This is a genomic window from Ktedonosporobacter rubrisoli, from assembly GCF_004208415.1.
GTDB classification, from domain to species: Bacteria; Chloroflexota; Ktedonobacteria; order Ktedonobacterales; family Ktedonobacteraceae; genus Ktedonosporobacter; species Ktedonosporobacter rubrisoli.
This window is the reverse complement of the sequence record NZ_CP035758.1, coordinates 2,195,437-2,215,491: the sequence shown is the minus strand read 5'-3', so window position 1 is coordinate 2,215,491 and position 20,055 is coordinate 2,195,437. Positions and strand designations below refer to the sequence as shown.

Genomic DNA, 20,055 nt, shown 5'->3' with positions numbered 1-20,055 from the left:
AGTTACAATCCCTGCCGGGCTCTTCTTTCCTTTTTGACGAGGATTATCAGCGCGCTAAGGAAGAGCTCTACGAAGGTTACAATCCCTGCCGGGCTCCTCTTTCCCTTTTGACACCTCATGGGGACAGTGCCCACTCATGACGCCGGATGTTACAATCCCTGCCGGGCTCCTCTTTCCCTTTTGACAACTTGCGGAAGCAGTTGTTTCCGCAATATCTATTGTTACAATCCCTGCCGGGCTCCTCTTTCCCTTTTGACTGCCCTGCTCTACTATAGCATGCTGGGCGGGTCTATGTCTATATTTGCGAGCATCGCCCCAAAAGTACGTTTTTAGGTCCCTTCTATGCTGGGCTTTTCTAGCACCAATAGTTATCGGTCGGCTTCTCAGGCTGCGCGAGTATCTCTGCTCAGAGATGCCGGCACAGTACATGCTCGCGCAAAATTCCATTTAGAGGTGGGCATGCTTTGGGATAAGGCGCAATGTTTGGTAGTAGGGAAGGTAAGAGATAATGTAGATATATGAAAATTATTCCTTACTATACGCTTTTGGCAAGATTAATGAATAACACATGGTATAGTTATCTAAAAGATATTTACCGCTGAATGAAGGAGATGTGCATGGAATCCAGCGCCGTTTCTGAGACAATAGCAGAGTGTGCCCAGCTCGTGCAGGAGATAGAGCAGCAGCTTGGAAGGGCCTTGCAAGAGCCAGTGAGAGAAGCATTTCTCATGGTGCCTCGGCATGTTTTTGTGTCGCAGTACTATAAACAGAAGGGGAGCAAGCTTGAATGGGATCTTGTGCAGGCCAGCCATACGCAAATCTATCGAGATGAGCCGCTCGTGACGCAGATCGATCGTCGCGGCATGCCCAGTAGTTCGAGCTCGCAACCTTCGGTCATGGTGCTTCAATTGGAGGCTCTTGATCTGCAAGAGGGACAACGAATATTGGAGATTGGGACGGGAACTGGCTACAACGCGGCTCTGATGGGCAGATTAGTGGGCAAGTCTGGTACGGTGGTGAGCATTGATATTGACGATGGGCTTGTAGAGGAGGCAAAGCGTCATTTATTCCAGGCAGGCAGCGAGAATGTCATCGCTACGGTTGCCGATGGCTACGAGGGCTATGCTCCTCTGGCTCCCTATGAGCGGGTGATAGCAACATGTGGATTACATCGAGTGCCACGCTGCTGGCTGGCTCAGTTGAGGCCCGGGGCACTTCTGGTTGCCAATATCCTGCTTGAACTGGTAAGTCCGATTATTCGGGTGAAACAGGTAGGTACCCAAACGCTCAAGGGCTCATTTTTGCCGCTTGAGGACGTGCGTTATATGCCGATGCGCCAACATGGAGAGGAGCCCGCGTCCAGGCAAGGGATGCGCTGGAAGAAGTACAATGAGTTACCACGCGCTGAGGTGGAGCTGGCTGGCGATCTGGAAGCGCTACTGAAACAGGCCGGCTTTGCCTTGTTGTTGCACTGCCTGGTACCAACGGTGAGCAGCCATTATCGTTGGCAAGAGGGAGATGAGCAACCGAAAATGTATTTGCTGAATGATCGCTCTGGAGAGACGGCTATACAGGTCCTCGGCGCTGGGACTGTCTATGCCTATCGTGATGCTGAGGATCTGCTAAATGGTGTCAGGCAGGCTATGAGGGTATTTGAGCAGCTCGGCGCTCCTGCGCTTGATCGTTTTCAGGTGACGATTGAGGAGGTACAAACTTTGATAGAGGTGGATGATCAGGTCTTTTCTCTCCCTATCTAGCCCTTCTTACATGAAAATGTTTTGGTTCCCTTTTTGATAGCATCCATCTAGAGTAAACTTTAATGATAATCCTGGTCTTACAGTCCCCGCCGGGTTCTCCTCTTCCCACCTCGCTGTTATCGGGTTGGGAAAGATAACGCTGGGGCGCGAGCCCCATTACCTCTCCCCCGGAGAGGGTCCCCTCGGTTAAGGGCTCGCCCTTAACAATCCCTTTTTTGAACTGGAAAGCCCTACCTCTCGGTCTCCTCTTCCCCTTTTGACTATAGGAAACTTCCAATCCCTGCCGGGCTCCTCTTTCCCTTTTGAACTGATCCGGCGACGGTCAGCCAGCACGACTGGCACACTGTTCCACTCCTGCTGGGTTCTTCTTTCCCTTCTGACACGGGAGTTAATGCACCTTTGGAAGTAGGACGTTACAATCCCTGCCGGGCTCCTCTTTCCCTTCCGACCTTATACGGCCTCTAGCCAATCTGAATGATGCGCTTGGTTCCAATCCCTGCCGGGCTCCTCTTTCCCTTCCGACATATCTACAGCGTAGTTCATTTCTTTCAAGAAAGGCAGGTTACAATCCCTGTCGGGCTCCTCTTTCCCTTTTGACGACAAGAGAAAGCATTAGTGAAATGGGAAAGAAGGTTACAATCCCTGTCGGGCTCCTCTTTCCCTTCTGACGCCGATGGGTACGTTGGCATGGCCGCCTTGCTTGGTTACAATCCCTGCCGGGCTCTTCTTTCCCTTTTGACGAGGATTATCAGCGCGCTAAGGAAGAGTTCTACGAAGGTTACAATCCCTGTCGGGCTCCTCTTTCCCTTTTGACCTCTCAAAGATCCTTCCAGTTATAGGCCGTTACTGTAAGTTACAATCCCTGCCGGGCTCCTCTTTCCCTTCTGACTTTAGCACTTGAGATACCCGAAGTATCAGACGTCAGTTACAATTCCTGCCGGGTTCTTCTTTCCCTTCTGACTTTTCTATATGGCCTGGCGCTTATAGTTACGTACAGTTACAATCCCTGCCGGGTTCTTCTTTCCCTTCTGACTGCCCTGCTCTACTATAGCATGGAGAGCGGGCTGTTGTCTATATTTGCGAGCATCGCCCAAAAAGTGCTTTTTTGGATCTCCTCTATACCAGACTCTTCTCGAAGTAATCATACCTATTTGGCTTCTCAAGCCTTGCGAGCATCTATGCTCAGAAGCGTTGGCACACCACATGCTCGCAGCTTGTGCAAAAATAACGTCAAAAATGCTGTTATAGCTGAGCTTCTTGACGCTAAATGGCGTGTATCATGCTGTATTATTAGCATGCGAACTGGAAACGGCTAAGTCAACGAAGCATACGGATCGCTGATCAAAAGGAGGAATTCGAGCTACACCGGCAACCACGTCCACAAATCGTCCCTTCCTCCATCGTCCGAGGTGGCGCCATCATCCCTGATGGTGCCATCTTTTTTTGTGTAATCTGACCCGTTAGAAATCCCAGAGAGAGCTTTTCCGTCATCATTCCTGATGGTGCCCATCTTTTTTTGTGCGCAATCACCATTCTATGATAAATCCGCGCAAGCCTGAATATTCTCCGCGCGCCAGACCTACACTAGCTCAGCGGCAAACAAGCTCTGTAGGCGCCGCCAACCATCAGCAGCGGCTACCGGCTCATAGCTCTCGCGTTCGTCGCAGAAAAAGCCGTGCGGCGCGCCCGAGTACTCAACCAGCTCATGCCTGACCTTCGCTTCGTTGAGGGCAGTAGCGATAACCGCTCGCTGCTCGCGCGGAATGAGCGCATCATTCTCGCCCACCAGAAACAAGAGATATCCATCATGGCTGGCAATCCCCGGCGTTAGAGCAAGCGTAGGCTCAGGTCTGCTCAGCGGGATCTCCGTACCGGGTAGCCAGCCAGCATAAAATGCGACTGTAGCCTTGAGATCCAATTGAGTTGCGGCAAGATAGGCAATATGGCCACCAACGCTCAGGCCGACTATACCAAGCTTCGCACAGCCCTGCACGTTCCGCAGATAGCTCATGGCTGCCCGCACATCGTTAAGGGCCTGCTGGCGCGTAAGCTGATGGAGCAGGGCAAAACCACGCGTGCGACCCTCAGCATCAGCCGCTAGCTCAATGCCTGGCGCGCTGCGATGATAGAAATCTGGCGCAACCACAACATAACCCAGCCTGGCAATACGCTCTACCACTTTGCGCACATAGCCGGTCAGGCCAAACAGCTCAAAACCGACAATTACACCGGGATAGCTACCCGGCTCGACGGGCTGCGCCATATACATGCCCAGCGGCGCGGTAGCACTTTCCTCATCTACCGGAACGTTAACATGTTCGGTCGCGATCTCATGCTCGCTTGCCTTATCCAGCATCATAAATCTCCTTTATCTTTCAGGCCTCATGCCTCGCGAAGAGCATCGTGCTCATAGTTCCCCGAGATTGAGGATGCTTTTCGCTTAGCAGAACTATACAACCTGGAGTATGCTCCAGGTCAAGAGGATATTTATCAGAGCTGCAACATACAGCTCCCAGATAACGTGTCATTGTCAGTAGCAAGCTAACTTATTTTTGCAGTCAGGTTTTCCCGTAGCAGAGGTGAGTATTGAGCCAGGCCCCGACCTTGCTCAAGCTCCAGATGCCCTCATCCTGTATAGCGATGGCAGAGGCAGTCAGCGCCAATAGGTTGAGTCGCATAGCGTAAATGCGCCCACAAGGAAACAAAGGAAGGCGACAAGATGGAAAACAATACTCAACAAAATTCGTCTCTCGTCCATGCTCTGGCAACAACTGTAAACGAAGAGGATGGACGCTATCTCAACGAGCATCTAGGGCATGTGCTCTCACTGCGCCTGACTCCAGCCTTGCCACAGGATATGCCGGCAAGCGAGCTAAGCGAAGTCGAGATCCTTATCCCCTTTGTTAATACGCGCATCGGGCGAGAAGAGATAGATGCCATGCCCAGATTGCAGCTTATCGCCACCCGTTCAACTGGCTATGATCATATCGATACTGGCTACGCGGCCGAGCGAGGCATAGCCGTAGCCAACGTTCCTGGCTATGGCGAGACTGCCGTGGCCGAATATACCTTCGCCCTGCTCCTGGCCCTCTCGCGCAAGCTACGCCGCATCTTAACGCGCCAGAACGGCACCAGTATAGAAGAGCTGCGCGGCTTCGATCTGCACGGCAAAACGCTTGGCGTCGTTGGCACAGGAGCTATCGGGCTCAATGTTATTCGCATTGCCAATGGCTTTGGCATGCAAGTGCTGGCCTACGATGTGCGCAAGAAGCATTTCATGGCCGAGTTGTTGAACTTTCGCTATCTGCCCCTACCTGAACTGCTCACAGATTCCGATATCATCACCCTGCACGTGCCGAGCCTGGCCTCAACCTATCATCTGCTCAATCGCCAAAATTTGCCATCGCTCAAGCCCGGCGCCCTGTTAATTAACACAGCGCGCGGTACGCTTGTCGAGACCGAGGCTCTAGTCGAAGCCCTTGATAACGGTATCCTGAGCGGAGCCGGCCTTGACACCCTGGAAGGTGAGGAGTTTTTGCAGGCTGGTGATATCTCAGCTCCAGACCTGCAAACAGACGAGCAACGCAAACTGCTGGAACTTTATCACAGCCTGCAGCAACGCGAGAATGTCATTATTACCCCGCATATCGCATTTGCTTCCAAGGAGGCACTCAAGCGCATTCTTGACACGACCATTGAGAACGTTCTTGCCTTTTTAGAAGGTCGTTCCAGCAATCTTGTGACTCCGAAGGCCATGGTACATTGAGGTAGGAGGAAAGGGCAACAGTCTTCTCCCGAGTTCAGGCAAGCCAGTTAGCCGTACAAATATGAGGGTAGCCAAACATGGACATGGTGAAATATCATAAAGGCGCCAGCATTTTTCCGTAATCATACGCATGGAGAAACCTTTTATCATGAGTGAAGTCAGTACCGAGTCGTTCATTACGCTCCTTGCCATGATTGGCATCGTTATTATTATCGCGGCCTTACTATCCGGCTTGATCGAGCGCACTGGTTTCCCCCAGGTTGCAGTCTTTCTTGTCCTGGGAGCTGTGCTGGGTCCATTCGGGCTAGGAGTGCTAAATATAGGCCTGGATTCGCCTATCCTGCGTATCGTGGCCCCACTTAGCCTGGTGATGGTCCTCTTTACCGACGCTATCTCGCTCAATCTCAACGAGATACGCAGAGCAGGAGTGCTCACCTTGCTTGTATTGGGGCCGGGCACGCTGCTCTCGGCTGCGCTGATTGCCCTTGCCGCCTGGGGCTTGCTCGGTCTGCCACTCGCCGCAGCTGTCCTGTTGGGTGCCGCGCTCTCTTCTACTGATCCCGTTTTGCTGCGGGGTCTGTTGCGGCGGCGCGATATTCCAGCGACGGCGCGCACAGCTCTCTCGCTGGAAAGCAGCCTCAATGATGTTGTCCTGCTGCCCATTGTAATCGTCACCATGACTTTTCTGCAGCAAGGTCACTCCCCCTCCGGGAGCGATTGGGGGCACCTGATTCTTGATCTGTTCGTACTGGGTCCGGGAGCCGGGATTCTCGTTGGCGTGTGCGCTGTAGCCACGCTGGATGTGGTGAGGAGGCATTTGACGGTCAGGCGCGATTACGAGTCGCTTTTCTCGCTGGGCATAGCCTTTACGGCCTATGCCGCAGCCGAAGCCGTGCATGGCAGCGGCTTTCTGGCTGCCTTTGCCGCCGGCTTGACTATCTCCTCACTGGACGTTGAGCTCTGCGACTGCTTCACGGAGTACGGCGAGACCACCACCGAAATGGCCTTGCTGCTGACTTTTGTGATCTTCGGCTCCTCGCTGATCTGGTCAGGCATCGAGCATATCACGCCCATACTTGTACTCTTTGCCATCATCGCCTTGCTCGTACGCCCGGTCGCCTTCACGGTCTCCCTATCCCGCATTCGCTTGAGCCGTTATGAGAAGATCCTGACAGCCTGGTTCGGGCCACGGGGACTTAGTTCCTTGCTGCTCATTATGCTACCGGTCTTCGCCAACATCCCGGGTAGCACGCAGCTCTTCTCAATCTGTTCCCTTGTGGTTCTGTTCTCGGTAGTGGTACATGGTGGCTCACCATTTATCCTGAGCCGTCGCCCTCCACGCCGCAAGCGCCAGATTCCGCAAGGGACATCTCCGTTAGAGGAGGAAGAGGCTACACCGGCTGTCGCCACAGCGCCTCCGCCAGCGGTAGTACCCAACGAGCCTACCGGCACCTATCATGGCAGCCTGATTACTTTACAGCCGCCCAACCGGAACAGGAACCCAAAAAAGGAGGAGGCACCACAGTTCCAGACGGCGGACCCCATACGCATTACGCTTGATGAGCTGCGCCAGCTCTGGCATACTAAAGCGCGCATCATTCTGCTGGATGCACGTAAAGAGCGCAGCTATAGCAAAAGCGACAAACAGGCCAAGGGTTCGCTGCGTGTCGTGCCAGACGAGACGATAGTTGAGCAGATACGCGAGCTCGACATCCCAAAGGAAACCTGGATAGTGGCATACTGCACCTGACAGGATGAGGCAACAAGCGCCCGTGTGGCGCAAGACTTACAAAAAGCTGGCTGGTCACGAGTCAGGGCCCTGGTTGGAGGCTGGCAGGCCTGGGAAGATGGGCATCTTCCTGTCGAAGCTAAGGAAGAGCCGGATGAATAGACGATAACTCAAAAAGAGTCAAAATCAAGCAAAAGAGGTAGAAGAGATATATTTCCTACCTCTTCTTATTTTTCCAGCCGATCAGGCACCGCTGAAGGGCAAGCGGGAAGCGACTAAGCCTGGTCCGTGAGCACTTTGAAGGCCAGGTGACGACCTTTGCCCTGCTTGAGGGCCAGCGTGAACCACAGTTTTGTGATGCCATCCAGCAGTTCAGCTTGATCTACATCACCAAGATAGATGGGATTCAAGCCTATACCGCGAATTAACGCATCGACAGCTGCGCGCCGGGCAGGAGCCCCACAGAAGAAGAGATCTGCCTGAACGCCATCAAATAGTGGATTGACAAAATTTTCCCAGCCCAATGTATTGAAGGCCCTGAAGATATGGGCCTTGGGCACATATCGTTGAAATAGCTGCTGATCGTACAGGACAGCCTCACCAATGCGGTTCGTCGCATCGATGATAGTGCGACCATTGAGGTGGGCCGCATTGGCGGAAACAATCTCACTGACGGCAGTTGGTGGCGTAGCGATGAGCACAACATTCGGGTTTGTCCTTAACACCTCAGTAGTAGTGCCAATGCTAACGGCATTTCCCAAATCTGCCCGAATAGCCTGAGCATTCTTGCCCTGTGGATCGCTTACGCCAAAGGCAACCGTATGGCCCGCAGCATGCCACTTGCGCCCTAGAGTCCCGCCAATATTACTGGCTCCTAGAACAGCTATGATCTGCTTTTCTTCTGTCATCGTATCTTCTCCTTGGTTACAAATCTTGAGTTCAAGCATTTTTGCGAGGCTACGTTAGTATACTGCGTATCTACACGATTTGTCCAGGGAAGATTAGTCGACAGCAAGGAAGATTAGGGCAGGCCAGAAAGGCTTGTCAGCTCCCTCTCAATATCTCCCAGGTTACACGATAAGCCTTAGAGATCCAGGCGATAAAAGCGATCCTCGCGGGTTTGGCGAAAGCCACAGGAGAGATAAAGAGCAAGGGCTTTCCTATTCTCAGTCTCAACATCAAGAGCAATATGTTGCCAGCCTTCTGTCAGAAGCATATGCACGGCCTGCAGTAAAATTCGCCTCCCATAGCCATGCCTACGATATGGAGGCAGGATGCCAAAGGCAGTAATCTCAACCGACGAATCATCTTCGAACATGCGCAGCGTGCCAATTGGCTCTTCACCAAGAACTACAAGAAAAGCGCGGCGTCCGGGCTTTTTCAGGTCAGCTTCTATCCAGCTATACATCTCCTCTTCAGCCTCCTCAAACTCCTGAGCCAGAAAATGGGCAAGCGTGCGCGCATCTGCAGCATCGGCCTGACGTAGGCTAAGGGCCACATCTAAAGGTTCCAGAGGCCGCAGCACCTGCATATCTAAGACCATGTGGAACTCTGATTTCTCGTATTGTCCTCCCACAGCCCGGCAAAAGGCTTCTCCAGCGGGCATGGCTTCAAAGCATACAAGAGAGAGATGTGAAACTTGCTTACGGCGACAAAAGGTCTTTGCAGCTTCTAATAAGCTCCTCCCAACGCCTTGCCGCCGGTACTCAGGATGCACGAGGCCGAGCAATTCAACATCGCCCTCGCTCATTACATATACCATTCCTAGCAAGGTCTCGTGCTGATAACACAGAAGAACATTATTTGGAGCATAGAGCATACCTTCCAGGGATAGCGGGAATTCCAGGCCATCAAATTGATGACATACGCGCAATAGCTCACGGATATGCGCATGATCAGCTTCGCCGAGACCTTCTTTCATCTTGCCTTGAACTAAGCTCATAAGCGATCTTTCCTTTCATAACTTAAATACACTAAAAATCAATGAAAAGAGCGCACAATGACGCTTTGTGCAAGGAATAGAAGACGGAAAAAATCTTCGCTTAGGAGGCTGAATCATCCATGTCTGGATCTCGGTCAGGTTCATTTACCTAACAGATGGGCTAGCTGAGGAGTTGAGAAGGAATATGTTGCCCGAAGAGAGCTTGTTTCAAGCACTAAATCTCAGGCTCAGCACAGAAAGGATACTCGGCCCCTGGAAGATGATTGTATTTTCCATCTTATGCTTATCCCTTTCTGCGCTCTTAAAATATATGCCTTAATGGATTGAGTATAACACATCACAGGCAGACTTACCAGGATCAAAACGAAAAAGAGGCAAGGGCTTTTCCTCCCCTCTTTCAAAGAAGGAAAAGCCCCTACCAGGAGGAGATCAGCTGTATCGGCAGTATCTGCTTAATCGATCTGCATGACGAACTGTTTGATTGCCTCGTCATCTGTCTGCGACAAAGGCAGAACTGCTGGAGCTTGCGGCAGGCGCAATTTTGTATGATCGTGGAAGATGCGCGTCACCAATGTTCCCAACTTCTCGCCATTGCTCTCGCGCAGGACAGTCCAGAAGCGACGCTCGCGATAATCTCGCGGACCCCATTCTTCTATCGAGGAGGGAAAGTTCCCTGGCAAATTCTGCTCAGCCTGCAAACCAACTTGCTCAAGCTCCTCTTTCAGCGGCTGAAAGAAGCGTATGCAATAGAGACCGTAGGCCGGCTCACCCTTTGTTGCATAGGTTTGCTCCAGTTCAGGTAACATCTCTTGCCAGGCCTGCTGATAGCGCTCATTCACATAGTGCTGGACATAGGCAGCAATTACTTCCACCGTCCGGCCGCTATTCTCTAACTCTGTAGCCAGCGTATTTGGCATATCATGTATCTCCTTAATTATCGACTAGCGCAAAATGTGAGTAAACATTTACCCACTAACTATACATGATCCTCGAAAAGGAATACACTGTCCAAAAGGACAGGTTGAAGTTCTGCGGCCGTCAATGGATGCTCTATTTGGTAGGGACGCTCTTCATGCGGCTTTGCCTCGCTCTACAGGAGACGGATCGGGAAGTTCCGGTGGGACAGCCTTACATTCTCAAGTCTGGCTCAGGTATAATTACTAGCACGAATAGCGTAAGATTAGCACAATGCATAGAGTGGGGGCAAAACATGGATTATACTCTTCTTCAACGCAAAGAACTTCCGCGTGACGGCAACACGTATGAATTTGAAGGAAAGCGGTATGGAGAGACAGATATTTCTTTTATCTGGGTTGATATGCCGCCGGGAGAGAGCGTACGGCTCCATCGACACGCCTATAAAGAGATTTTTCTCGTGCAGGAAGGTTCGGCAACCTATACTGTTGGCACAGAGACACTAGAGATTCAGGCTGGCCAGATCGTGATAGTTCCCGCTGGCATTCCGCATAAGTTCCGCAATTCCGGCACGGTTCCCCTGAAACAGGTTGACCTCCATCTCAGCAAGCAAATAGTTACGGAGTGGCTCGAAGATTGAGTAAACCTGTTGTCAGAGAGCTGGAAGCTAAAGGAGCTGTGCGCACGCCTTTATCTGGATCTGGCTGATCCTTTTTCTAAATATTGTGGGATAGCGACGAGCACAAGTCCAGGTACTCACGAAGCAAGGAAACAAGATCTCCTTGTGCTTTTTGCTTAAGCCAAATCTCAACAGCGATGCGAAATACAGCCATATACATACCAACCAGCAGGCGCATCTCATGGTAATCCATAGAACCATCCAAACGTGAGCAGAGCACATCACAAATCTCTGGCTCTTTCTCCATCATGGTATAAAGGTAGATGGAAGCGATTGATGGGGTCTGCGCCGCCACCTGGTAGCGGATCAGAAAACTGGCTCGCTGCTGCTGGTACAAGTCGGCCATATGCATAAAGGTTGTTCTCAAGGCTGCATGCGGTGTTGCTGTTGGCGCAACCTGTTGTAGCACGCGCATACTCTCATACAGGCTTGTATGGATTGGTCCAAAGAGCACCTCCTCCTTGGAGGCAAAGTAGCGAAAAAACGTACGCGTAGACATCATCACAGCCTCCGCAATATCCTGGATAGAAGTTTGCTCATATCCCTGTTGTTGAAACAGCCGAAGCGCAGTTTCTTCGATAGTGGTTTGAACCAGGCGTTTCTTGCGTTCTCGTAAACTTATTCTCTGCGCGCTATCATCCCGCGTAAAAAATGTGTCACTCATTTTACTTTTATCTCACATTGACATATGTCACTTAATGGCACTATAATACAAAGCGTCAGTCGTGTCAACTAGAGATAGTATATATAAGGAAGATCGTCATGAACACTCCAGAGCAGGCAACCTTCAGCCTGTTTAGCGGTGAACTTGCTGAGAATCCATTCACATTGCTGGCCCAGCTACGTTCATTGGGCGCCATTGTGCCTGTACCGTTTCCACTGGGAGGAACTGAGCGCCAGGTCTGGGTGGTAACGCGTATGGAAGAGGCTGTACGGATTCTCAAGGATCATGTCCACTTCACCGTGGACCGCCGCATTATCAGCGACACAAGTCTTTTTGGACAAAACGCTGAGGAGCATACCAACCTGTCGGCTCCTCCTAGCTTCTTTAGCGCTGGCACATCAATGCTCACTGTTGATATGCCAGATCACCGTAGGTTACGTACGCTGATTTCCAAAGCCTTCACCCCAAGATATATCGAAGGCTTACGTCCACGCGTGCAGCAAATTGCCGACGAATTGCTCAACCAGGTACAAGAGCAGGGCCAGATGGATCTCGTCGAGGAGTATGCATTTCCTTTGCCTATCAATGTTATTTCAGAAATGCTCGGCGTTCCTCAAGCGGACCGAGCCCGAGTCCGCGTGTGGTCAGCAGCGTTGGCAACCGGCCTGGGCCTGGGAAAGCGCGAGCCGGGAATCATAGCCCACATTCAAGCCTTTGCAGACTACGCCGCCCATCTGGTGGCCGATAAGCGCCAGCATCCCGCTGATGATCTGGTCAGCCAGCTGACTGCCATTGAAGAGCAGGGGGATCGGCTCAGTGAAGCAGAGTTGCTTTCGATGATTACGCTACTAATCTTTGCCGGTCATGAAACAACCTCAAACCTGATCGCCACCGGCACCTTGATGTTACTGGATCATCCCGCTCAGTTTGAGAAACTCAAAGCCGATCTCAGTCTTGTACCCCTGGCAATCGAAGAACTGCTGCGCTTCAACGGGCCTGCCATGATCGCAGGGCCGCGTTATGCTACCGAAGAGATCGAGGTGGCCGGGCAACGAATCCAGCAAGGAGATATCGTCATTCCCATACTACGCTCGGCGAATCGTGATGAGAGCCAGTTTACAGAACCAGATGAACTGGATATTGCGCGAGCACTTAATCGCCATATTGCCTTTGGACAGGGCATCCATACTTGCCTGGGTGCACCTCTGGCACGTCTGGAAGGCGATATTGCTTTTACCACCCTGCTCAGGCGTATGCCAGGGCTGCGGCTCAACATCCCACGTGATAATATCACCTGGCACTTCAGTTTGAACTCTCAGAGCCTGGCTGCGCTGCCCATCGCCTTTTGAATGGTGAGAAAGGCCTGCCTGGATCGAATAGCGGAAAAACCAATAGAGGAAGATACAAGCAGGCTTTCTCCGTTGCTCTGGTATGCCATATAGATGGGTGCACCAGAGCAACAGCCAGCTCAATTTTTTACCACCTCCCTTGCATCAGAGTTACCTCAACAGTTTCCTTGATTCCCGATATTTCCTGAAAACAAGAACTTGCCGGACATCAAGCCAGAGGTTTCCTATCGCGTAAACAGGTATGGAGTTAAGCAACAGTGTATAAGCACTCCCAATGCTTATGAGCAAAGTATACTCAGTATCGCTTTTGCGGGCACCCGCCTAAAGTAGGGATTCGGGTAGGTCCAGCCGACTGCTTTGCTGTGCCTCGCTACTGAACAGATCGCCTTGTCCTACGCTCTTTGCCAGGCAATAACGCTAGAATAAGGCCACTTGCCAAGCCCAATGCTTTGAGCGCCTGCCTCTCTCCCAGAAGCTAACAGCGCTAAGCTCCAAGTTTTCGCCCAATAATCGCTGTTTTATCAAATCCACTTGCCTAACTCTTGACAAATCTACCCACTTTGCTTTAACATATCTAATACCAATAACTTTTTACCTAATTATATTAGATATATCACTAACATCAATAGTGGTAAAACATAAAGAAAGAGACAGAAATGAAAATTACCGCTCATGGCAGCCATCTCATCCAACTGTGCTATCTTGGCATGATGAATTGCTACTTTATCCGTGAAAACGATGGGCTTACCTTAATTGATACCGCCCTGGCCAGTTGTGCCAAACCGATTATGCAGGCGGCGCAACAACTTGGCCAGCCCATCGTGCGTATCGTCTTAACCCACGCCCATAGCGACCATGTTGGTGGACTTGACGCGTTGCATGAATTACTGCCAGAGGCTGAGGTAGCAATCATGGCCCGTGATGCTCGCTTTCTTAAAGGCGACATGAGTCTGGACCCCGACGAGCCACAAGTTAAGCTGCGTGGCGGCTATCCCATCTGCAAGACGCAGCCTTCACGTCTACTGCACGAGGGCGAGCATATTGGCTCATTGGAAGTCGTGGCGACCCCAGGCCATACGCCCGGACATGCGGCATTTCTGGATACCCGCGATCGCACGCTCATTGCTGGCGATGCCTTACAAACACTTGGAGGCGTGGCGGTCTCGGGCACGCTCAAGCCATTCTTCCCATTACCAGCTTTAGCTACCTGGCATAAACCTTCTGCGCTAGCCAGCGCGCGCAAATTGTTAGCCCTTGAGCCGAGCCGCCTGGCCATCGGACACGGGCGCGTGCTAGAGCAGCCGCAAGCGGCCATGGACCAGGCAATTGAAGTATTGGCGCGCGAGCTCATGCGCCAGGGAGCAAAGGTAGGATAAATAGCTATGAGTTTCATCATTTTTGTCTTGCTATTCACCATAGTATGCGGCTGGCTCGATGCCCATATTCAGGCTAAACCATGTGAAGAAGGAAAGCAAGAGGGAAAATAGATGTTCGCCGGTCATTTCGGTCTGGCTGCGGCCGTAAAAGCAAAGCAGCCAGAGGTGCCGCTCTGGGCGCTTATGCTCAGCACCCAGCTCCTTGACGTGATCTTCGTCCCTCTCGTGCTTACTGGAGTCGAGAGCATAGACCCAATCGGCAAGGGTGGGTATGGTGAGGCAATTATTCACGCTAATTATACTCACTCGCTGGTTGGTGCCCTACTTATCGCGGGCTGCGCCGGCTTGATCTCCTGGCGTCTCTGGGGCAGAAAAGGTGGCTTGCTCATCGCGGGCATGGTCTTTAGCCACTGGCTACTCGACCTTCTGGTGCATCGTAGCGATATGCCTATTCTGCCCGGAAATCTCGGCCATCTCCCCCTGCTGGGTTTTGGCTTGTGGGGTTCACGGCCCATCAGCATTGCCCTGGAGGGCATATTGATAGTCGTAGGAGGTATATTATACTTCTCCTCAGCGCTTGCGCGGGCTCGTGAGCATAGCACGAAGCTGCCAACCAACCTCAAGCGGGCTCTCCTCGCAGGTAGTGTGATGAGCCTTCTGCTCTTACTCTCGCTCGTGACAGATGTTATGGGCATTGGCTAAAGCCAGGCTCATGGAGATCATCGGGCAACAGTTGACGAGCAGACTCGCCACAAACGATACTGGCCGTCGCACATGTTTACCTCCTACTTGCTCAAAAGAACTGACGCATATATACTTTGAAGAAATGTTCGCGCTAACAGAGCAAACACGTGACCATATCATCTAGCGCTGATTGCATAGAGCGCAACAAGTAGAGAGAATTTCAACATGTATTCGCCGGCCACACGACTCCTGACCTTACTAGAACTGCTGCAGGCGCGTTCTGGCTATACCGCAACCCAGCTGGCCGAACGGCTTGAGGTCAACACGCGTAGCATACGACGCTATATTACGCAACTCCAGGATCTCGGCATTCCTGTGGAGAGCGAGCGTGGGCGCTATGGAGGTTACCGCCTACGTCCAGGCTTTAAACTACCACCCTTGATGTGGACAGAAGAAGAAGCTGTAGCCATTACGCTGGGTCTGCACGCTGCTCGCCAGTTTGGGCTCGCCGGCACAGCTCCGGCAATAGAAGGAGCGCTGGCCAAAGTTGAGCGTATACTGCCCTCAATGTTGCGGGAACAAGTGCAGGCTATGCAAGAATATATAGTGCTGGATGCGGCTCCCCCCAATGCCAGAGCGACAAGCGAACATATCGCGCTACTTAGCATGGCCGCCCATCGGCAGCAACGCGTATGGATAGCTTACTGTTCCAAAGAGGATAAGCTTACTGAGCGCGAATTTGATTGTTATGCTCTGCTCTACTATAACGAACACTGGTATGCAAGCGGTTTCTGCCATCTACGCCAGGGGATACGCCTCTTTCGTCTCGATCGCATAACACAAGTTGAGGAGCGTAAAGCTTATTTTGAGCGGCCACAGGATTTCGATGCGCTAAACCATGCTATACGCTCCATTCTGACCATGCCGGCGCGCTGGCTTGTCGAAGTTGTGCTAAAAGCTGAGCTTGAGCAGATCAGCCAGGCGATCCCGGCAACGTTTGCCACCCTGCAAGAGACGCCAGAGGGCATCTTACTGCGAGCTTATGACGACGACCTGGAACATATGGCCCGTTTTCTCGTCAAGCTGGGCTGCCCTTTTCGAGTGCAACAGCCACCTGAACTACTTGACGCGCTGCAAAGTCTTGCCGATCAGATTAGCCAGCTAGTGGGTCTGGCTCAGATAAGCCCGGTGTTATAGAGCCTGCTTAGCTTAAGCAACGCGCTAAACTAGCGGCCCGCGGCCCGATCCATAACTAAGCATGTCAGAGTTCTTCCCCTAAATATCCTTCTAAGCGTAGTCAGATGTTTTCTCTCCTTCTTACCCCCTACCAGCTTTTCTTTCACTTTAGCAGTGTTTGCTTTCAAGTGTTCCAATTAGTCTTCTGCTGGCCCATATTCAGACCAAATATAGTTTAGCCTTCTCAAGTCCAATCAATTATTTGATGTTATCATTAACTACTTCTCTCGTTCTAAATGTCAGAGCTGCTTTTATTTATATATTCTAGCGCTATCCCTTTGGATATGAGAGAGTAGAGCAGTTCGCCATTCTGTTTATTTAGGAGAAAGGACACCTTAAGATGGAAAAGCTGAATTTCGTCCACGAGCTAAACGATGAAGAGCTAGAAAGTGTTGCGGGTGGTACCCACAAGCAGCACCATGAAAAGGCCCATGTGCACACGCATAACCATCACCACACGACTACGCATCACCATCCTACCAACCATCACGAGAACACCCATCACAACAAGCACCACGATAAGCACCATCACAAATAATAGAAGTCAACAACCATTACGATCAGCGGGGCGACCACAAAGGTCGCCCCGTATAATTTCATAACTTCGAATAGTTAGATAGACAGGAGCATTAAAGCAGCTGCAGGCTACGCGCGACCTCGCTGGCGGCTACGCGATTATTTACATGAAGCTTACGATAAATACTCTGGATCTGCGTACGCACTGTATTAACAGAGACAACCAGCTCACGAGCGATCTCAGGATTGGAGAGGCCAGTAGCTAATAAACGTAGCACACGCTGTTCCTGGCGTGAAAGTAGCTCCGACTGGGCTGTGGCAACCGAGGACACAGGCACATACGGCCTGTTTTGTTCTTCGTTAAAGGCTTGTAAGATAGACTGCAAATAGGCTCTCAGCGCCTGTTCATGCACAGACGAGGCAAGGCTATGCAAAAGGGTGGCCAGCGTATTTCCTTCATCCAGAAAGAAGCGCATATAACCTTCGGGCGCCGCCTGCAAAAGCACAGCATATAATTGTTGGAGCGCCTCCTGCGTTTGATTACGCGCTACATAGCAAAAGACCATCAGGAGTTGGGCCTTAAGAGCGTTATAGTTACGTCCATCCTCAAGAGCTGCCGTCAGGACGGACTCTAATAGCGCCTGAGCCTCCTGTATCCTTCCCATAGCTAATAGTAAGCGAGCAACCAGGAGCTCTACCTGTTCAACCAGAATTACAGCTAAGTCAGGTTTAGCTTGCACGGCCATACTTGACGCTTCGGGTTGAAGGTCACCCAGCCAGTGCAACAGCCTCTCATTATAACGTGCGAGCGTATACAAGCAAGCCTGAGCATTCATCAGATCACCGACAGAGAGAAACAATTGGGCCTGGCAGAACAAAGTTTCCTGATACAATTGCATCGATTGTTGCTCCGAGAGCCGTTCTAACATATCAGCGAGGCGCAGCAGAGCATGGGAGGTCTCGCCACGTGCATGCTCAATGCGGGCCATATGAAGTTCTGCCTGCATCTGTAGCTCAAAATTTACCAGGCGCTCGCTAAGCGCATACGCTTCCTGAGCCTGGTCCGCCGCTAAATCAAGCTTGTTCCACTCATAAGAGAGTTGGGCCTGGCCAAGTCGAACCGGGCCAGCCAGCATAAATTCTCCTCGCGTATCAACCTCATTGAGGAGCTGCTCATAATATTGAGCAGCCATACGCAACATGCCAGCACCCATGCAAAGCATAGCCAGCACGAACCTGGTGCCATGGGCAGCATGAATATTGTCGCAACGCTCCCAAAGTTCATGAACCTCTAGATAGATTTGTCTTGCCTCTTCAAGGCGTCCCGACCAGAGCGCCTCGCCGGCAATGACGCTAAGGCTAAGGCCGCGCCAGGTTCGCCTTCTTGGCGGCCAGTCAGCAGGATGATAGCGCAACGACTCTCTAGCATAGTGTAGAGCCTGTTCGCTTTTTTTTTGATGAGCATAGAGCAAAGCACGAATGGCCAATGCGCCACCAATCCTATCAGTTTCGCCCGAGGCGCGGAAACCCTCCTCAGCGATCTGCAAGAGCTCCTCAACACGCTCTGGCTCGGCTGGAAAGGGTGTAAATTTGTTGCGGCGCCGCATGCCAAATGTCATCCCGACTGCATAGCTCATGCAGAGTACCGGCCGCGTATGCAAGACCTCGCCAGGCAATTGTCCTAACCAACCATGCAGTAGGTGGAACCAGTGGGAATCTCGTGTATTCTGCTCTTCGATCCTAATATGTTGTTCCATCAGGGATGCCGCGCGTTCGGCATCCTGGCCATTGAGGGCCGCATCGATCGCCTCCACCTGTCTATCATGCTGTTCATACCATTGACTTGCCCTGCGAAATAAAGTCAATAGCTTTTCCTCACCCAGGCGGCGCCGGGCCTCATGCTGCATAGCCTCGGCAAAGAGTGTGTAGTAGCGATACCATGTACCGGGCTCGTCAAGAAGTTCGAGGAAAAGACCAGAGCGGGCCAGATCATCAAGAATCGTGCTGCTATCCTCTCTCCCTGTCAACTCATTACAGAGTGCAGCATCCAGACGGCTCAGTACACTCGTCTGAAGCAGAAAACTCTGCACAATTGTGGATTGGGAGGCCAGCACTTCGGTGACAAAATAATCAAGCATAGGACGCTTACTCCCGTCAAGCGTCGTCATGGTTTGCTCAATTTCCTGTTGATCATCACGCCTGCGTAAGGTCAGCGTTAGCAGGCGCAACCCGGCAGCCCAGCCTTCCAGGCGCTCCTCAAGGCGTTCGATAGCTTCCGTGGAGAGCTCAAAGGGCAACGCCTGTTGCAAGAAGGCAGCAGTCTCCTGCCGCGAAAAACGCAGTTCGGGCGTCTGTATCTCGCAAAGCTCACCCTTGACACGCAAACGGGATAAGGGGAGAGGAGGCTCGCCACGCGTCAGGATCATGAGATGGAGCGTTGGGGGAAGATGCTCAAGCATAAAAGCTAGCGTCTCATGGATACGCGGCTCGGTAATGACATGATAATCATCAAGAATGAGTAGCCCGCCCTTAGTCAGATGCGACATTTTGTTAAGCAGGGCTATCAAGCCCGACTCCAGAGTAAGCAGGCCAAAGGGTGGCAAGACAGTTGGCGAGAGCAAAACCTGGGCGGTATATTCTAATGCCGGCTGAAAAGCCTGACTCACCGTCATAACAGCGCTCCAGAAGCTCTCCAAACTGTTATTACTTGCCTCCAACGATAACCAGGCAATCGGCGGAAGCTGTTTGTCGGCCCTCCGCGCCTTCAGCCACTGGCATACAAGGGTCGTTTTGCCAAACCCAACTGGAGCCGTAAGTAGGGTGAGTTTGCTTTCAAGAGCTGCGTCAAGGCGCTCTAAGAGGCGCTCACGCGTAAGCACATAAGCAGGTAACCTGGGAGGAAGACAGCTTGCCGCCTGGAGAGAAGAAGAAATATGAGATTGGGTCGCAACAAGATTCTTTGGCTGCCTTTTCTCAAGGGTTAACGATAAGGATGCTAAAGGATAGAGGGCTACCGCCGTTTCCCCCTCTTGTCCTGGCTTGCTAACGGCCGAGTGCACTTTATTTGCAAAGCTAGAGGCCACTTCTTCCAGGCGGGCCAGAGTGAGATCAGCGGTTTTCCCGATGTAGCGCTTGACAATGCGCCCTTCCAGGCGTCGATAGCCGTACCAATAGACGCTACCACGCTGCATTTTCTCTTTGCGCACGGTATATTGCACACCGGATCGGCAATAAAAGGAAAATGAAGAGATCTCCTTGAGCCAGTCAAACCTGTGGTCAGCCGGCAAAAAGGTGGAGACTCGCCTGTTTCCTACCCGCAACTCATATGCAGATGTTCCCGGATTCCAATGCAGCAAATGGGATAGTTGTCTGGGCATCCATGTTCCTCTCTAAGCAAAAAGGAGTATAGTGTTACCTAACAGACTCCTTGCCACAGAGTATA

The 20,055-nt window shown here is 51.7% G+C and carries 15 protein-coding genes; 9 read left to right on the top strand and 6 right to left on the bottom strand.

Translation table 11 applies throughout. The features are described 5' to 3' along the window. Window positions 1-617: 617 nt before the first annotated feature. Window positions 618-1,757: a methyltransferase domain-containing protein gene (locus EPA93_RS10175; protein WP_165423007.1), complete on the top strand. Its 1,140-nt coding sequence runs from the start codon at window positions 618-620 to the stop codon at window positions 1,755-1,757. A gap of 1,579 nt (window positions 1,758-3,336) precedes the next feature. Here the strand turns inward: EPA93_RS10175 and EPA93_RS10170 are convergent. Next, complete coding sequence (locus EPA93_RS10170; RefSeq protein ID WP_129887057.1) at window positions 3,337-4,116, bottom strand: dienelactone hydrolase family protein; 780 nt, start codon at window positions 4,114-4,116, stop codon at window positions 3,337-3,339. A gap of 360 nt (window positions 4,117-4,476) precedes the next feature. On the opposite strand from EPA93_RS10170, the gene EPA93_RS10165 reads away from it, so the two are divergent. Next, a complete protein-coding gene (locus tag EPA93_RS10165; RefSeq protein WP_129887055.1) occupies window positions 4,477-5,523 on the top strand; it encodes an NAD(P)-dependent oxidoreductase in 1,047 nt (348 codons plus the stop codon). A 148-nt stretch (window positions 5,524-5,671) separates the two neighbouring features. Continuing rightward, window positions 5,672-7,273, top strand: a complete 1,602-nt coding sequence (locus EPA93_RS10160; protein ID WP_165423006.1) for a cation:proton antiporter domain-containing protein — start codon at window positions 5,672-5,674, stop codon at window positions 7,271-7,273. Between the two features lie 254 nt (window positions 7,274-7,527). On the opposite strand, the gene EPA93_RS10155 is transcribed toward EPA93_RS10160, so the two are convergent. From EPA93_RS10155 to EPA93_RS10145, 3 genes are all read right to left on the bottom strand, one after another. Continuing rightward, window positions 7,528-8,160: an NADPH-dependent F420 reductase gene (locus EPA93_RS10155; RefSeq protein WP_165423005.1), complete on the bottom strand. Its 633-nt coding sequence runs from the start codon at window positions 8,158-8,160 to the stop codon at window positions 7,528-7,530. A 176-nt stretch (window positions 8,161-8,336) separates the two neighbouring features. Beyond that, entirely contained in the window at window positions 8,337-9,194 is an 858-nt protein-coding gene (locus tag EPA93_RS10150) for a GNAT family N-acetyltransferase (RefSeq protein WP_129887049.1), read from the bottom strand. Between the two features lie 452 nt (window positions 9,195-9,646). Then, the gene (locus tag EPA93_RS10145) at window positions 9,647-10,111 is read right to left on the bottom strand and encodes a DUF6022 family protein (protein ID WP_129887047.1); all 465 of its coding nucleotides are present in this window, start codon (window positions 10,109-10,111) and stop codon (window positions 9,647-9,649) included. Window positions 10,112-10,404: 293 nt separating this feature from the next. Here EPA93_RS10145 and EPA93_RS10140 point away from each other — a divergent pair, with 293 nt between their 5' ends. Continuing rightward, window positions 10,405-10,749 (top strand): cupin domain-containing protein, encoded by a 345-nt coding sequence (locus tag EPA93_RS10140; RefSeq protein ID WP_129887045.1) that lies wholly within the window; start codon window positions 10,405-10,407, stop codon window positions 10,747-10,749. Between the two features lie 76 nt (window positions 10,750-10,825). On the opposite strand, the gene EPA93_RS10135 is transcribed toward EPA93_RS10140, so the two are convergent. Further along, window positions 10,826-11,452: a TetR family transcriptional regulator gene (locus tag EPA93_RS10135; protein WP_129887043.1), complete on the bottom strand. Its 627-nt coding sequence runs from the start codon at window positions 11,450-11,452 to the stop codon at window positions 10,826-10,828. Window positions 11,453-11,550: 98 nt separating this feature from the next. Here EPA93_RS10135 and EPA93_RS10130 point away from each other — a divergent pair, with 98 nt between their 5' ends. The 5 genes from EPA93_RS10130 to EPA93_RS10110 all read left to right on the top strand — a co-directional run bounded on the left by EPA93_RS10130 (window position 11,551) and on the right by EPA93_RS10110 (window position 16,635). Beyond that, window positions 11,551-12,801 (top strand): cytochrome P450 family protein, encoded by a 1,251-nt coding sequence (locus EPA93_RS10130; protein ID WP_129887041.1) that lies wholly within the window; start codon window positions 11,551-11,553, stop codon window positions 12,799-12,801. A 656-nt stretch (window positions 12,802-13,457) separates the two neighbouring features. Continuing rightward, a complete protein-coding gene (locus EPA93_RS10125; RefSeq protein ID WP_129887039.1) occupies window positions 13,458-14,177 on the top strand; it encodes an MBL fold metallo-hydrolase in 720 nt (239 codons plus the stop codon). 111 nt (window positions 14,178-14,288) lie between these two features. Then, complete coding sequence (locus EPA93_RS10120) at window positions 14,289-14,879, top strand: permease (protein WP_129887037.1); 591 nt, start codon at window positions 14,289-14,291, stop codon at window positions 14,877-14,879. A gap of 207 nt (window positions 14,880-15,086) precedes the next feature. Continuing rightward, window positions 15,087-16,058: a helix-turn-helix transcriptional regulator gene (locus EPA93_RS10115; RefSeq protein ID WP_129887035.1), complete on the top strand. Its 972-nt coding sequence runs from the start codon at window positions 15,087-15,089 to the stop codon at window positions 16,056-16,058. A gap of 379 nt (window positions 16,059-16,437) precedes the next feature. Further along, window positions 16,438-16,635 carry a hypothetical protein gene (locus tag EPA93_RS10110; RefSeq protein WP_129887033.1) on the top strand — a complete coding sequence of 66 codons (198 nt, stop codon included), beginning with the start codon at window positions 16,438-16,440 and terminating at the stop codon, window positions 16,633-16,635. A gap of 91 nt (window positions 16,636-16,726) precedes the next feature. Here the strand turns inward: EPA93_RS10110 and EPA93_RS10105 are convergent, their stop codons facing one another. After that, window positions 16,727-19,990 carry a winged helix-turn-helix domain-containing protein gene (locus tag EPA93_RS10105; protein ID WP_129887031.1) on the bottom strand — a complete coding sequence of 1,088 codons (3,264 nt, stop codon included), beginning with the start codon at window positions 19,988-19,990 and terminating at the stop codon, window positions 16,727-16,729. Window positions 19,991-20,055 lie beyond the last annotated feature (65 nt).